Annotated in this window: 14 protein-coding genes; 6 read left to right on the top strand and 8 right to left on the bottom strand. The window is 35.2% G+C overall.

Features of this window, described 5'->3' with window-relative positions; translation table 11 throughout:
- Nucleotides 1-149: 149 nt before the first annotated feature.
- From L1S35_RS13045 to L1S35_RS13035, 3 genes are all read right to left on the bottom strand, one after another.
- Nucleotides 150-710: an ATP-binding protein gene (locus tag L1S35_RS13045; RefSeq protein ID WP_236401412.1), complete on the bottom strand. Its 561-nt coding sequence runs from the start codon at nucleotides 708-710 to the stop codon at nucleotides 150-152.
- Entirely contained in the window at nucleotides 703-1299 is a 597-nt protein-coding gene (locus L1S35_RS13040; protein ID WP_236401410.1) for a hypothetical protein, read from the bottom strand. The genes L1S35_RS13045 and L1S35_RS13040 overlap by 8 nt, the downstream gene beginning before the upstream one ends.
- A gap of 156 nt (nucleotides 1300-1455) precedes the next feature.
- Entirely contained in the window at nucleotides 1456-2319 is an 864-nt protein-coding gene (locus L1S35_RS13035) for a hypothetical protein (protein WP_236401408.1), read from the bottom strand.
- Nucleotides 2320-2583: 264 nt separating this feature from the next.
- Between L1S35_RS13035 and L1S35_RS13030 the strand changes: the two genes are divergently transcribed.
- On the top strand, nucleotides 2584-3114 hold the full coding sequence (locus L1S35_RS13030; RefSeq protein WP_236401407.1) for a helix-turn-helix domain-containing protein: 531 nt from the start codon (nucleotides 2584-2586) through the stop codon (nucleotides 3112-3114).
- Between the two features lie 144 nt (nucleotides 3115-3258).
- Here L1S35_RS13030 and L1S35_RS13025 read toward each other — a convergent pair whose 3' ends face one another.
- Genes L1S35_RS13025 through L1S35_RS13015 form a run of 3 tightly spaced genes read right to left on the bottom strand, consistent with a single transcriptional unit; the run spans nucleotide 3259 to nucleotide 4709 of the window.
- Nucleotides 3259-3624 (bottom strand): DUF2200 domain-containing protein, encoded by a 366-nt coding sequence (locus L1S35_RS13025; protein WP_236401405.1) that lies wholly within the window; start codon nucleotides 3622-3624, stop codon nucleotides 3259-3261.
- 17 nt (nucleotides 3625-3641) lie between these two features.
- A complete protein-coding gene (locus L1S35_RS13020; RefSeq protein WP_236401402.1) occupies nucleotides 3642-4073 on the bottom strand; it encodes a DUF1801 domain-containing protein in 432 nt (143 codons plus the stop codon).
- Nucleotides 4074-4106: 33 nt separating this feature from the next.
- Complete coding sequence (locus L1S35_RS13015; protein WP_236401400.1) at nucleotides 4107-4709, bottom strand: NUDIX hydrolase; 603 nt, start codon at nucleotides 4707-4709, stop codon at nucleotides 4107-4109.
- 7 nt (nucleotides 4710-4716) lie between these two features.
- Between L1S35_RS13015 and pyrE the strand changes: the two genes are divergently transcribed.
- Both pyrE and L1S35_RS13005 read left to right on the top strand, forming a co-directional pair.
- Nucleotides 4717-5358 (top strand): orotate phosphoribosyltransferase, encoded by a 642-nt coding sequence (gene pyrE, locus L1S35_RS13010; protein WP_236401398.1) that lies wholly within the window; start codon nucleotides 4717-4719, stop codon nucleotides 5356-5358.
- A gap of 55 nt (nucleotides 5359-5413) precedes the next feature.
- Entirely contained in the window at nucleotides 5414-5806 is a 393-nt protein-coding gene (locus L1S35_RS13005; RefSeq protein ID WP_236401396.1) for an SRPBCC family protein, read from the top strand.
- A gap of 65 nt (nucleotides 5807-5871) precedes the next feature.
- On the opposite strand, the gene L1S35_RS13000 is transcribed toward L1S35_RS13005, so the two are convergent.
- Nucleotides 5872-7797: an LTA synthase family protein gene (locus L1S35_RS13000; RefSeq protein WP_236401394.1), complete on the bottom strand. Its 1926-nt coding sequence runs from the start codon at nucleotides 7795-7797 to the stop codon at nucleotides 5872-5874.
- A 122-nt stretch (nucleotides 7798-7919) separates the two neighbouring features.
- Here L1S35_RS13000 and L1S35_RS12995 point away from each other — a divergent pair, with 122 nt between their 5' ends.
- The 3 genes from L1S35_RS12995 to L1S35_RS12985 all read left to right on the top strand — a co-directional run bounded on the left by L1S35_RS12995 (nucleotide 7920) and on the right by L1S35_RS12985 (nucleotide 11365).
- A complete protein-coding gene (locus L1S35_RS12995; protein ID WP_236401391.1) occupies nucleotides 7920-9692 on the top strand; it encodes an AMP-dependent synthetase/ligase in 1773 nt (590 codons plus the stop codon).
- Nucleotides 9693-9711: 19 nt separating this feature from the next.
- Complete coding sequence (locus tag L1S35_RS12990; protein WP_236401389.1) at nucleotides 9712-10764, top strand: proline iminopeptidase-family hydrolase; 1053 nt, start codon at nucleotides 9712-9714, stop codon at nucleotides 10762-10764.
- 205 nt (nucleotides 10765-10969) lie between these two features.
- Nucleotides 10970-11365 (top strand): hypothetical protein, encoded by a 396-nt coding sequence (locus L1S35_RS12985; RefSeq protein ID WP_236401387.1) that lies wholly within the window; start codon nucleotides 10970-10972, stop codon nucleotides 11363-11365.
- Between the two features lie 127 nt (nucleotides 11366-11492).
- Here L1S35_RS12985 and L1S35_RS12980 read toward each other — a convergent pair.
- Nucleotides 11493-13898 (bottom strand): T9SS type A sorting domain-containing protein (locus L1S35_RS12980; protein ID WP_236401385.1); only part of this gene is annotated, 2406 nt, incomplete at its 5' end.

Raw genomic sequence — 13898 nt, 5'->3', positions numbered from 1 at the left:
TTAGATTCGTACGGTTGTTTTAAACTTGCCCATTACGTTCCGCGGCTTTGCATCAGTTGCGGCAAGTTAAAGAAAAATGTGATAAGAAATGCTGAAGTTCAGCGTATTTTCCCAGCTATTGCGCAAAACCGCTGTTGGGTGCAGTAATGTTAAAGAATTTTTTTAATTTGACTATCAAAATCCATACTCTTGGAATCATTATTAATTTCAATTGCAACCAAATTACAAATTCTTAAATATGATAAATCTTCATTTTTGAAATAGGACTCCATTATTTCTAAAGGGACATAATGAGATTCTCGTGAAGCATTTCTAATTAGACAATTATCATATGTAGTTTTTAAGTGCAAAATCTGAATTTCATTTTTAGGAATAAGCTTCAAAATTAATTTAAAACTAGCTTTATATGATGACCTAGAGAACTCAATTAAAAAACAATTTTCTGAATAATTTGCTATTGTTTTTATTAGTAATCTTAATGCAATATCATAAATTTTTGGTTTTAAAACTTTAAATCCTTTTTCTTGTAATTGGATAAAATCGGGATAGTTTTTTTTAACAGCAAATTCGTTTAATATATTCCAATCATTTAAGGTTAAATACTTTATTTTCTTTTGTATTGCAATTTGCTCGATACGTTTTACAAGAGTGGTTTTTCCAGAACCTGGTCTTCCTATTATAAAAATATATTTCTTAGAGATATTATTCATTAATATTATATGCTAATCCAATATAAAAACCTAATGATCTAGCTCTTGAAAAAATACCTATTAGAGTTGCTAAAAACATAAAACCTAAAGTCATCATAACAAAATATTTTAAGGTTACATTGAGAGTATAACAGTTATTACATAGAAATAAAAACAACGAAGTAACAATATTTGTTGAAGCTAGATATGTTGAAGTTTGTCTCAATTTTTCGTCATTTTTTATTTTATTTTTTAAATGATCATTTCCAACTTTATTAAGGAAACTTTCTCTAAAAACACGAATTTCTTTATAGTCTTTGAACTTTTCTTTTGTATTTATCACATTAGCTCGAGCGAGTACAACAGGATTAGAAATTAGCCTAAATAATGGCATAAATAGTTCATATGATATGTTGCTCATGATAATTCCGATTACAGTTGTCATAAGAATTATCCAAGGAAAAAAGTCTTTATTATCATCAAAGTTTTTTATTGATAGTAAAATGCAAAAAATTATTATTCCGAAATATAGTCCTCCAAGAATTCCTCGCTCAGATAAAAGAGAATAAGTTGACTTCATGTTATCTTCAATGTCCTTCAGTGTGCCCATGATATTTAGATGTTAGTTAATTATTGCTGACAACGTTCCGCGGCTTAGCACCATATCGGCAAGTTAAGAATAAATGTAATAAGAAATTTTGATGTTCAGCGTATTTTCCAAGAAAGACAAACGAGCTATTGCGAAAAACGGGGGTAGCAGTCGTTCTTAAAATGGAAAGTCAAAATCAAAATCAGGCAAATAACATCTATTTTCAATTTTTTGATGAACATACTCAACAAAAAGATTTATGTCTTCAATTACTAATCTGATTTCTTCTTTGGTTATTTCTTCGAAATTCTCATTTTCATCAAGTCCGCTTCTATGAACAAAGTTGTGTCGTTTTTTTATATGCTTTGCTATTGTATTTAATTTTTCAAACTTGTCCAACTCAAATTTGAATATGTTAAAAATAGGTACAAGTTTATTGATGTTGTGATAAATGATATTTTCAAGATCTTCTTTTACTCTGTTATTTATACTCCTATATTTAATAATTATTTCACTAAGAGATAGTTTCTCTTTTTTATATAATTCAAATTCAGAAATGAAATTTTCAAAAGTGTCGTTTGAATGAAATACAATTTGTGAAAGTATCTCTCCTAAATATGTTTCCAGCGATGTTATTATTCCAGAATATACTAATCTATTTAATGATTGCTCAATAATAAATTCATCATTATGGATTTCTAAAATTTTTTGAAGACGATTAATTTGAATGTAATAAAACTCTCTGGATTTGTTTGTAGACTGGAATTTATATTCTTCTAAATTGATTTTTTCAGATTCTTTTAAGCCGCCAATTATATTCTCTTCTTTAAAAATAACTTGAAGTTTATTCATGTCAAATTTAAGACTATACTCATAAGGTTTATCGCAATCTTCACAATGTAAAACTCCATTATTGTAATATGGCATTTCATCATTTGGGTTTAAATCAAGTTCAACTGAAAATATACTTTCACATTTTGTGCAGTTAAGCTCTACGCAAACATCTATGTTTGATAAAATTTCAATTTCAAATGTACTCACTTTATGGGGTTTAGAATGACTGCCAACTAGTCAATAAGCATGATTAATTTCCTATCCAGCTAAGATATAAAATTATTACAAATAATACTACAACATTTCCCCTACCCAATAGCTATCAACAGCTTATGTCTTTAAAATCAAAATTTCTGGCAAAGTCTTTGCTAAAAAAAGGGTGTGCAAAAGTTGATGGAGCAAAAAAATAATGCTACAACGATGTTTGCACACTCTTGAAAAATCAGGGGTAAATCGCTAAAAGTAACCACCATGAAAAGAATAAAAAGAGAAAACATCCGGTCAAGATTAGGGCTCACGCAGCAGGACATAGCTTTGCTGTTAAAGGTCAGCCGAACTAAGTATTCGCTCTACGAACTGGGCCTGAGAAATTTGCCATCAGCAGCCGGGGAAAGGGAAACCGAAATGGATGCTTATATGATTAAACCAGAAGCAAAAGCGCCTCAAAATCTACCCGGTATGGAAAATGAGGAAGCCAAAATAAAACAACTACTCGGGAAAAGACTTAAGGAAAACGACTACCAGTTGCAGGGCATCACCCGAAAAATAGACAGCGTACAGGAAAAATTGATTACGAACGAAAAGGCAGTCCAACTGCTGCACTTTTTAAATTTACCTGAAGAAATTGAAAAAGCATTGGCTCCAAAAGCGGTAGCTATGATTCAATCGCGTGTAATTTCGAACTATAAGAAATGTAAATCGGAATTGGATGTATTGCGAATAGAGCTGGAGTTATTGCAAGTGCAACAGGAATGCCTTTTAAAAGTACTGACGAAATACTGAGACTACCTACTGCGATTGCCTTCCTCCTCTTTCTTAATCACTTTTCGCGCGACTTCAATCTTAAGCACAAATGTCACAGATTTCCGGAGATTAATTTGTGTAAATTGGTGACATCTGTGTTTTTATTTAATATGGTTAGCTTTACTAAATACCTCGCAAGATCTTATCCATTTGGCGTCCTTTAGCTAATTCGTCTACCAATTTATCTAAGTATCTAACTTGTTGCGTCAGGGGATTTGTAATTTCTTCAATTCTGTAACCACAGATAGTACCTGTGATTAGATGCGCATTAGGATGTATTGTGGCATTCTGAAAGAAGTCCTGAAAAGTATACTTTTCATCAATCACTTTTTGCAGGCTATTTTCATTATAGCCTGTTAACCAAAAAATTACCTGATGCAGTTCTTCCTTTGTTCTTCCTTTCTTTTCCACTTTTGTAATATAATGTGGATATACCGAAGCGAAGGTCATTTTTGCTATGCGCTCATCGTGATGGTTAGTATCATTCATTTGAAAAGTAATTTAGTTTAATTTCCTGTTGTTTCAAACCCATCTCGTATTGCCGCTTCAAGAACAGGAATGTTTACAGTTGCAAGTGATTTGAATTTAATGCAATACCCAGTAACGCTCGCTTTTCCAATTTTGTCTCCATAGGTTTTGGCTAAATACGTCTTATCTTCAAGACCAATTATATAGACAGAGATACCGGTTGTATTGGCACTGAGACCAATTTGATAAAAGTCTCTGGTTTCTCCGTTAGCATATTTTATAGTTTGAAATCCGTATCCAATATTCGGATTAGAAACCACTTTATTTTCGCTGTTTCTGCCATCGAGAAACCATAATTTACATTCAGGTTTTAGTTTCAGAATGATGCTGTGCAGGGTTTGCATATCGCTGCTTTTTGGTTCAGGCTGGCTGCTGATATACGCATTGATTTGTTCTTGTACATTCATCATGGCTGCTGTTTACTAAAGACTGAAGACTGAACACTATTTTATGAGTCTTTCTTCTTCGAATAATAATTTAATATTCTCATACGAATTTTTCAACGCTTCTTTTATCTGCTCCGGATTGAGCCAAACCGCTTTTTCGATACCTTCATTGGCTTGCGGAAATGGTGTTCCGTTAAAAGTAGTCTGCATTTCAAACCAATGCGTAATTTTGAGTTTATACTTTCCGTTGCGTTTAAAAATGTGGTAGGTTTTTTGAAGTTTTCGGGTAACAGCTAATTTATCAACGCCGGTTTCCTCTTCTACTTCGCGCATTGCCGTGTCTTCAATTTCTTCTCCTCTTTCGATGCCGCCTTTTGGCAAATCCCATTTTCCGTTTCTGAATATAAATAAAACATCGCCATTTTTGTTAAAAACCAAACCACCACCTGCTTTGCAAACCGGAATTTTTTCTTTTAGTTTTTTTAGAATCGCTTTTTCATCAGGATAATACAAAGATGCCTTTTGAATTTTGTTTTGAAACATTTTGATGATGAGTTGCTCAATATCAATGCTTTCCAACAAAAACAACTGAAAATCGGTCTCTTTGGCGATTTCATTGGTTAAAAAAAGTGGTTTATCGTTGACAAAAACTTTATACATTTGTACTATGATTTTTAATAAAGACACAGCCGAAAAAACAGCCGAATTGCTTTTACAAATAAATGCAATTAAATTGAATCCAAAAAATCCTTTTACATGGGCATCGGGTTGGAATTCTCCAATATACTGCGACAACCGATTAATACTGTCCTTTCCACCGATAAGAAATTTTGTACGCGAAGAATTTTCCAAACATATTGAAAAAGAATTTGGTAAACCCGACGTAATTGCCGGAGTAGCTACCGGAGCGATTGGAATTGGGATGCTTGTTGCCGAATATATGGGATTGCCATTCGTTTATGTTCGTCCGGAACCAAAAAAACACGGAAGACAAAATCAAGTGGAAGGTTTTTTGCAGAAAGGGCAAAACGTAGTGGTTGTCGAAGATTTAATCAGTACCGGAAACAGTAGTTTGATTGCCGTTGAAGCCTTGAAAGAGGCAGGAGCTCATGTTAAAGGTATGGTGGCAATTTTTACGTATGGCTTTGATGTTGCTGTTCAAAATTTCAAAAATGCCAATGTAGATTTACACACTTTGGCCGATTATAATCATTTATTAGAGCTGGCCGTTGCCAAAAAGTATATCGACGAAAAAGAACTCAAAACATTACAGGAATGGCGCGAAAGTCCGTCAACGTGGAAGGTGTAAAAAAGTACGAAGTGCGATATACGATTTACGAATAACCAAATAACCGAATAACCAAATGAACTTAGAAAGCCCAAAAGTTACCGTAGCAAAATCAGCACAACACATCTTTGATGCTTTATCTGATGTGAAAAACTTTGAAAAACTAATGCCCGAAAATATTGCCAAATTTGAAGTTTTGGGTGATGACATTTTCAACTTTGGTCTAAAAGGAATGCCGGAAATCAAATTGAGAATGAAAGACAAAACGCCTCATTCTAAAGTGGTTTTGGCTGCAGCCAGTGATAAAATACCATTTACCTTAACTGCCAATATTGATTCGGTTTCTGATGCTCAAAGTGCCGTACAATTGCATTTTGAAGGCGATTTCAATCCAATGATGGCCATGATGATTAAAGGGCCAATCTCTAAGTTTATTGAGACTTTGGCTGAGAATATGAATAAATTATAAGTACAAAGTAAGAAATACGAGGTACGAAGTAAACTTCTAACTTCGTACCTCGTACTTCTTACCTTTCATTTTACCGTCGTCAATCGTTTGTCAATTACACGTTCCATATAATCCTGAACAAACGCCTTGCATCTTAATTCCAATAAATCCATAGCAGCGTTTCGTTTTGAAATTAAGTTGTGCTCCATGCCTTTGTCATCCTTATCATAAAACCCAATTGCTTTCTTACCATCAAACGTGCAGATATAATCGCCGCTCATGAATTGGTACATGTTCGAACCATATTTTACTACAAATGGTGCGACCTGTTTATCGTTAATCAAACTTCTACCCCAACTTCTGAAAGGTTTTTGATATCCAATCATGTCTAAGAGCGTTGGGTATATATCTATTTGCTGTGCCCAATCTGTATTCACACCTACATATTTTTCATCTGGCGAAAAGAACAAAATCGGAACTGTATTCTTATTGAATTCCTTTTTATATTCATCGTAGGCAATAGTATTTCCGTGATCGGCAACAAGAACAAAAATCGTATTTTGATACCAGCTTTCCTTTTTGGCTGCGGCAAAAAAACGTTGCAACGCCATGTCGGTATACCCAATACTTTCGTTAATATTGACTTTCCCTTTTGGAAATTTACCGGCATATTTTTCGGGAACTTTATACGGTTCGTGTGACGAAACTGAAAATAATGTTGCCATAAATGGCTGCTTTTTCTTTGATAACGTTTTGTTGAAATATTGAAAAAAAGGTTCGTCCCAAATTCCCCAAACACCATCAAAATCGGCATCATTATTATACTCCGTTTTACCATAGTAATGGTCGTAGCCTAGAATGTTTCCGAAACCAAGAAAACCCATCGAGCCGTTTGGTGCGCCATGAAAAAATGAAGTGTCGTAACCTTGACTTTTTAAAGTCGAAACCAAGGATTCGATTTTTTGTTTTGGATAAGGTGATGATGTAAAAGCATTCTGAAACGACGGAATTCCGGCAATTACAGACGACATTCCGTGAATCGATTTCCAGCCATTGGCATACGCATTGGTAAAAATTAAACTGTGTTGCGCCAACGAATCTACAAACGGTGTGTAACCTTCATAATCCGGTATTTTTGTTCCTTTATTGAACGCGCCATTGTATTCACGGGCAAAGCTTTCTAAAATAAAGATAACAATATTGGGTTTTGTTGGCGAATTATTTTTGTATTGTTTGATTGGCACCAGTAAACTATCAACTTGTGCTTTGGATACCAGATTTACTTTCTTAAAAGTGTTGGTACTCCAGGTTCTGATAATGGCAAAAGGCGTATTCAAAACAATATCCGATTGCGATACATTTGACACATAGCGGCTGGCATCGAGAATATTTATTGGTCGTGTGCTTTTCTTAAAATCGCCACGAATGCCACCAATGCAAAGTGTTACAATCAGTAAAAAACTGACTATAGATGTGGCAAAATATTTAAGATTTGGCTTTTCAACTTTATGATGAACTTTGTATTTTTTGTAAAGCAAAATCCAAATAAAAGAAAGTGCAAAAAACAACAAGAACACATGCCAATAATTGAGCAAGAAATTAAAAAACAAAAGCGACTTATTTTCCTCGTTTTCAAGCGTATCAAGAGAAGCTCTTGTACTTCTGCTAAAAGTGTAGCGGTAGTAAATAAAGTCGATGAAGTTAGCTGAATAGGCTAGTAAATTTGGAATAAAATACAAGTAGAAAAGTACTTTTTGATAGTTCTTTTTAGAGTTGTGCAGCACCGGAGTGATAGAAGCCAAAATAAACAAACCATTGACATACAGAATGGTCGTAGTATCAAAAGCCAAACCGTGGAAACACAGTTTAAGAAAGTCAATTACACTGTCGACTTTTATTAAGGAACTATTGTAAACATAGAATAAAACTCTGGCTATTGAGTAAAAAACATAAGCTAATAAAATTCTAAAGACTAGTATTTTATACTCTTGAAAACGCGGGTATCTTTTCATAAATATGCAAAAAATCAACAGCGCAAAACTACATATTTCAATGCTATCTTTTTTATATTTTGAATTAATATTGTGCATGTAGCTAATATTAATTAATTTGCATTAAAATTAAATAATTTCAAATGGCAGAAATTACACGCCTCTTTGAGTTTCCCTACTACCAATTAGAAAGAAATAATATACTTGATTGTTTGGTAACCAAGCACAATGGCGTTTGGGTAAAAACATCAACACAGGAATATATAGACAAAGCAAATGCTATTTCAAGAGCTTTGTTGCGTTTGGGTGTGAATAAAAATGACAAAATTGCTGTCATTTCTACTACTAACAGAACAGAATGGAACATCATCGATATTGGTATTTTGCAGGTTGGTGCCCAATCGGTACCTATCTATCCAACCATTTCTGAAGATGATTATCAATATATTCTTAACCACAGCGAATCGGTATATTGTTTTGTATCGGATGCAGAAGTGCTGAGAAAGATTAACTTAATAAAACATAATGTTCCGACTTTAAAAGAAGTCTACAGCTTCAACGAAATTGATGGCTGTAAAAATTGGAAAGAACTATTAGTCCTTGGTGAAGACACCAGCAATCAGGACGTGGTTGAAGATCGTAAAAACCAAATCCATACCGAAGATTTGGCTACAATAATATACACTTCGGGAACTACTGGTGTACCAAAAGGCGTAATGCTTTCACACAGAAATATAGTTTCTAATGTGCTTGCTGCCACTTCCCGAATTCCGCTAAATGAAGGCAATAACAGAACCATGAGTTATTTACCGGTGTGTCATATACTCGAACGATTTTATCTTTATCTGTGTCAGTATTATAGCATATCAATTTATTTTGGTGAATCATTAGATAAAATTGGCGACAACCTCAAAGAAGTGCATCCCAATATAATAACAGGTGTGCCGCGGGTACTCGAAAAAGTATATGATAAAATCTATGCAAAAGGTTCAGAACTTAGTGGAATCAAAAGGAAACTTTTCTTTTGGGCAATCGATTTGGGAATGCGTTATGAACCTTATGGAGTCAACGGTTGGTTTTATGAATTCCAACTTTCCATTGCCCGAAAACTTGTTTTTAGCAAATGGAAAGAAGGTGTTGGAGGTAAATTAGATATAATTCCGTGTGGAAGTGCCGCTTTGCAACCCCGTTTGGCACGAATATTTGCTGCTGCCCAAATCACAATATTGGAAGGATATGGATTAACCGAAACGTCGCCTTTAGTTGCCATAAACGATATGCGAAATAAAGGCTATAAAATAGGTACTGTTGGAAAAGTCATTGAAGGTGTAGAAGTCAAAATTGCCGAAGACGGTGAAATTCTTTGCAAAGGACCGAACATTATGATGGGCTATTACAAAGATGAAGCGCTTACCAAAGAAGTTCTTGTAGACGGTTATTTTCATACAGGTGATATCGGAGAAATTGACAGTGAGGGATTTTTAAAAATTACGGACCGTAAAAAAGAAATGTTTAAAACCTCAGGAGGAAAATACATTTCCCCACAACTATTAGAAAACGCAATGAAGCAATCGCGTTTTATAGAGCAGGTTATGGTAATTGGTGACGGACAAAAGATGCCGGCAGCGTTTATACAAATCCATTTTGATTTTGTAAAAGAATGGGCAAAATTGCATGAGATTGACCTTGGGACAACAAATGAAATGATTGTTAGCAATCCGAGATTAATTGAACGCATTCAGGAAGAAGTCTCCGAAATCAACAAGAAATTTGGAAACTGGGAACAAATAAAACGCTTTGAGCTAACTCCCGATGTTTGGTCAATAGAAAGTGGTCACCTCACTCCTACTATGAAACTCCGACGTAAAATAGTATTGGAAAAATACAAAGATTTGTATCAAAAGATATACAGCTAACTTTATAACCTTTTCGACTATGAAAATAAAACAAATTCTAATCGCATTAGTAACTATAATTTTATTTTCCGGTTGTAAGGAAAATAAAACCGAAGACACTACAAAAGCAAACTACTTAGATTATTCTAAAAGTGATGATCAAAGTACGGGCGGAATCAAAATGATTCCAATCACCACTCCTATTGGTAAATTCAATGTTTGGACAAAACGTGTTGGGAACAATCCGAAAATAAAAGTGCTCTTATTGCATGGTGGTCCGGGCGGGACCCACGAATTCTTTGAAAGTTTTGATGGCTATTTCCCTAATGAAAGCATTGAATACATTTATTACGACCAATTAGGTTCTTACTACAGTGACCAGCCTACTGACAATAGTTTATGGACGATTGACCGCTTTGTTGATGAAGTGGAACAAGTGCGCAAAGCATTAAAATTAGACAATTCTAACTTCTATTTAATGGGACAATCGTGGGGTGGAATCCTTGCCATGGAATACGCTTTGAAATATCAAAAAAACTTAAAAGGATTAGTCATTGCTAATATGATGGCAAGTGCTCCGGCTTATAACAAATATGCTGAAGAGGTGCTCGGTCCAATGCTTCCGAAAGAAGTGTTTGCACAAATCAAAGACTTTGAAGCAAAGAAGGATTATACAAATCCAAAATACATGGAATTGCTTTATAAATATTATTACTCAGAACACATTCTAAGAAAACCAGTTGAACAATGGCCGGAATCAATTAACCGTGCTTTCAAACATTTAAATCCAAATGTGTATGTTTATATGCAAGGTCCGAGTGAATTCGGAATTACAGGTGATGCTACTTTAAAAGACTGGGATATCACTTCCAAACTAAAAACACTAACGATTCCAACCTTAGTTATAGGTGCAAAATATGATACTATGGATCCAAAACATATGGAATGGATTTCCAAGGAAGTCCAAAACGGACGTTTTTTATATTGTCCAAACGGAAGCCATTGTTCACAGTACGATGATCAGGAACATTATTTCCCTGGTGTAATTTCCTTTTTGAAAGATGTTGACAGCGGTAATTTTAAAAAATCCTAACCGTCACTAATCCCATTCAGAGTAAAGCTTCCTGCCATTTTTCAGGAAGCTTTTTACATTACACTTAGACCTAAAATTCACAATAGCTTATCAAATAGGTTATTAACAATCCTCATTTTTAAATAGTTAATAATTAATTATGTTAATTTTTAACAATTGTTCATTAATGGCTAATTTTATTCTATTAACCAATAAACTATTAATTATGAATGTAAAAAACTTTTTTATCGGCGGAATTGTTGGGGGAATTGTTGACTTCTTAATGGGTTGGCTCATTTGGGGCATCTTACTCAAAGACACCTTTCCTAAACCAGAAGGAGCAGGACCAGAAAACATGCTGTTTATTTTCTTAGGCTGTATGTGTTTTGGTTTTATGTTGTCTTATATTTTTGCGCAAGGCGAAGGAGTATCACAATGGATGGCAGGAATTAAATTAGCTATAGGCATAGCGTTATTCATGTCATTAGCAAACAATTTCTTCTACAGCATGTACAAAGACACGATGGATGTTAAATTGGTAGCTATTGATGTAGTTGCTTCCATTGTTGTTTCTGCCGTTGTTGGAGCTGCCATAGCCTTTACCAACGGAAAAATGAAATAAAAAGTAGAATTTTCATAGTGTGAAAACGCCTGGGATTAAGTTCTCGGGCGTTTTTGTTTTAGAAAAATACAGATAAATAAAAAAGCCTCTCCAATCGGAGAGGCTTTAAAGTTAAAAATGTTATTAATTATTGTTGTGAAATAATTACTGATTTGGTTACCACATTGTTGTTTGTGGTTAATTTGAAGAAATAAACTCCAGATTTCATACCATCTGCATTAAATGTCACACTGTTTTTCTGTCCAGCTTCAGCATTACCTTTGAAAATAGTATTGACCAACTGACCCGTAACGTTGTATAATTCTATACTAACAGAAGAGTCGTTGTTCAAAGTATATTCTATAGTGGCATGGTCTTTAACCGGATTTGGATAAACCATATAGGACACCAATTCGGTTGCCGGTTTGATAGGGTCTGTTCCAGCTGAGCTTCCTGTACATCTTAAGAAATCCATATCAGCACCTGCTTCGTAATTGCTATTAATAGCAATCAAAGCATTGTTGACCTCAGTCATAGTGTATGTAGAAGTACCATTTCCTAAAAGGGTATTGGCAATCGTTAACACCTGACTAACTTTCATTCCTTCAAAAGTTCCAGAAGTGATAAACAAGTCTCCTAATGATAACTCGTTTGAGGAGAAATCAGCATTCTTGTTGAAAGCAATGTTTAATCTTGTTGTCAAGACTTGAGCAGCCAATCCGTTATTATAAGCACTGCTTGAAGGATTCAAAATAGTTCCTTGACTTAGTGCTTTTGGTGCTGAATCAGCCGGCAAGAAATTGCGTATAGCTTCAGCTGAATTGAATTTCAAATATCTTGTACCTGAACCTACTACAATTCCATTCGGGAATGAATTTGCGAAGTTAGTATTCAAATAACAAGTAGCATTCTCACCTTCACAATTACCTGTATAGCCACTATTGGATACGGTTTTGAAACCTGTACAATTTCCAAACAATAAGACTACTTCTCCTGTGATGATACAACCATTCGCATCGGTAACCGTTACTGTATACCACCCTACTTGCAAACTAGCTGTTTGAGTAGTTTGAATTGGAGTTGAATTCCAACTGTAAGTATAAGGTCCGGTTCCCCCTGTTACGGTAGCTGTAGCTGTTCCATATCCACCACTTGTTGTAATTGGTGTTTGTGACATAATGATAGCTAAAGCTGTTGCCGGTTGGGTAATCGTAGTACTTACGTTTGCTGTACATCCGTTGGCACTTGTAATCACTGCAGTATACGTTCCAGCTGACAAATTGTTAACTGTGAATGTAGTACTTCCATTAGACCATAAAATGGTATAAGGTGCTGTTCCACCACTTACTGTTGCTGTTACACTTCCGTTGTTTCCTGCAAAACAAGATACATTGGTATGAGTAGCTGAGGCAACTAAAGCTGTTGGTTGCGTGATTGTTACACTTACGTTTGAAGTACATCCACGAGCATCTGTGATAACTGCGGTATAAGTACCAGCTGTTAAATTGTTAACTGTAAATGTAGTTCCACCATTAGACCATAAAATGGTATATGGTGCAGTCCCACCTGTAGGAGTTACTGTTACGCTTCCGTTACTTCCTGCAGCACAACCAATATTGGTAATAGCATTTGTAGAAGCTAAAGCCGTTGTAGGCTGAGTTACTGTAGCACTTACGTTTGCAGTACATCCGTTAGCACTTGTAATCACTCCTGTATAAGTTCCGGCTAACAAGTTTGTTAAGGTGAAACTAGTACTTCCATTAGACCATAAAATGGTATAAGGTGAAGTTCCTCCAGTTACTGTAGCAGTTACACTTCCGTTAGTTCCTGCAAAACAAGATACGTTCGTTTGTGGAGTTGATGCTACTAAAGCTGAAGACTGAGTTATTGTCACACTTACATTTGAAGTACATCCACGAGCATCTGTGATAACTGCGGTATACGTACCAGCAACTAAATTATTTGCTGTAAATGTAGTTCCGCCATTAGACCATAAAATGGTATAAGGAGCCGTTCCACCTGTAGCCGTTACTGTTACACTTCCGTTAGTTCCTGCATAACAAGAAACATTTGTAGTCGTGCTAGTAGAAGCTAAAGCCGTTGCCGGTTGCGTGATTGTCACACTTACGTTTGAAGTACATCCACGAGCATCTGTGATAACTGCGGTATAAGTACCAGCTGTTAAATTGTTTGCTGTAAATGTATTTCCACCATTAGACCATAAAATAGTATAAGGAGCTGTTCCACCTGTAGCCGTTACTGTTACACTTCCGTTGATTCCTGCAAAACAAGAAACATTTGTAGTCGTGTTCGTAGAAGCTAAAGCTGTTGCCGGTTGCGTGATTGTCACACTTACGTTTGAAGTACATCCACGAGCATCTGTGATAACTGCGGTATAAGTACCAGCTGTTAAATTGTTTGCTGTAAATGTAGTGCCACCATTAGACCATAAAATGGTATAAGGAGCTGTTCCACCTGTAGCCGTTACGGTTACACTTCCGTTGGTTCCTGCAAAACAAGAAACATTTGTAGTCGTGTTAGTAGAAGCTAAAGC

The organism is Flavobacterium anseongense, from assembly GCF_021608185.1.
GTDB lineage: Bacteria > Bacteroidota > Bacteroidia > Flavobacteriales > Flavobacteriaceae > Flavobacterium > Flavobacterium anseongense.
This window is presented reverse-complemented; position numbering and strand designations above follow the sequence as displayed.

What these genes read in the sequence shown, in the direction of transcription:
- L1S35_RS12990 (WP_236401389.1), top strand. Translation starts at nt 9,712, where the DNA reads ATGAAAATAAAACAAATTCTAATCGCATTAGTAACTATAATTTTATTT.
- L1S35_RS13025 (WP_236401405.1), bottom strand. Translation starts at nt 3,624, where the DNA reads ATGAATGATACTAACCATCACGATGAGCGCATAGCAAAAATGACCTTC.
- L1S35_RS13015 (WP_236401400.1), bottom strand. Translation starts at nt 4,709, where the DNA reads ATGTATAAAGTTTTTGTCAACGATAAACCACTTTTTTTAACCAATGAA.
- L1S35_RS13040 (WP_236401410.1), bottom strand. Translation starts at nt 1,299, where the DNA reads ATGGGCACACTGAAGGACATTGAAGATAACATGAAGTCAACTTATTCT.
- pyrE (WP_236401398.1), top strand. Translation starts at nt 4,717, where the DNA reads ATGATTTTTAATAAAGACACAGCCGAAAAAACAGCCGAATTGCTTTTA.
- L1S35_RS12985 (WP_236401387.1), top strand. Translation starts at nt 10,970, where the DNA reads ATGAATGTAAAAAACTTTTTTATCGGCGGAATTGTTGGGGGAATTGTT.
- L1S35_RS13045 (WP_236401412.1), bottom strand. Translation starts at nt 710, where the DNA reads ATGAATAATATCTCTAAGAAATATATTTTTATAATAGGAAGACCAGGT.
- L1S35_RS13000 (WP_236401394.1), bottom strand. Translation starts at nt 7,797, where the DNA reads ATGAAAAGATACCCGCGTTTTCAAGAGTATAAAATACTAGTCTTTAGA.
- L1S35_RS13030 (WP_236401407.1), top strand. Translation starts at nt 2,584, where the DNA reads ATGAAAAGAATAAAAAGAGAAAACATCCGGTCAAGATTAGGGCTCACG.
- L1S35_RS12995 (WP_236401391.1), top strand. Translation starts at nt 7,920, where the DNA reads ATGGCAGAAATTACACGCCTCTTTGAGTTTCCCTACTACCAATTAGAA.
- L1S35_RS13020 (WP_236401402.1), bottom strand. Translation starts at nt 4,073, where the DNA reads ATGATGAATGTACAAGAACAAATCAATGCGTATATCAGCAGCCAGCCT.
- L1S35_RS13005 (WP_236401396.1), top strand. Translation starts at nt 5,414, where the DNA reads ATGAACTTAGAAAGCCCAAAAGTTACCGTAGCAAAATCAGCACAACAC.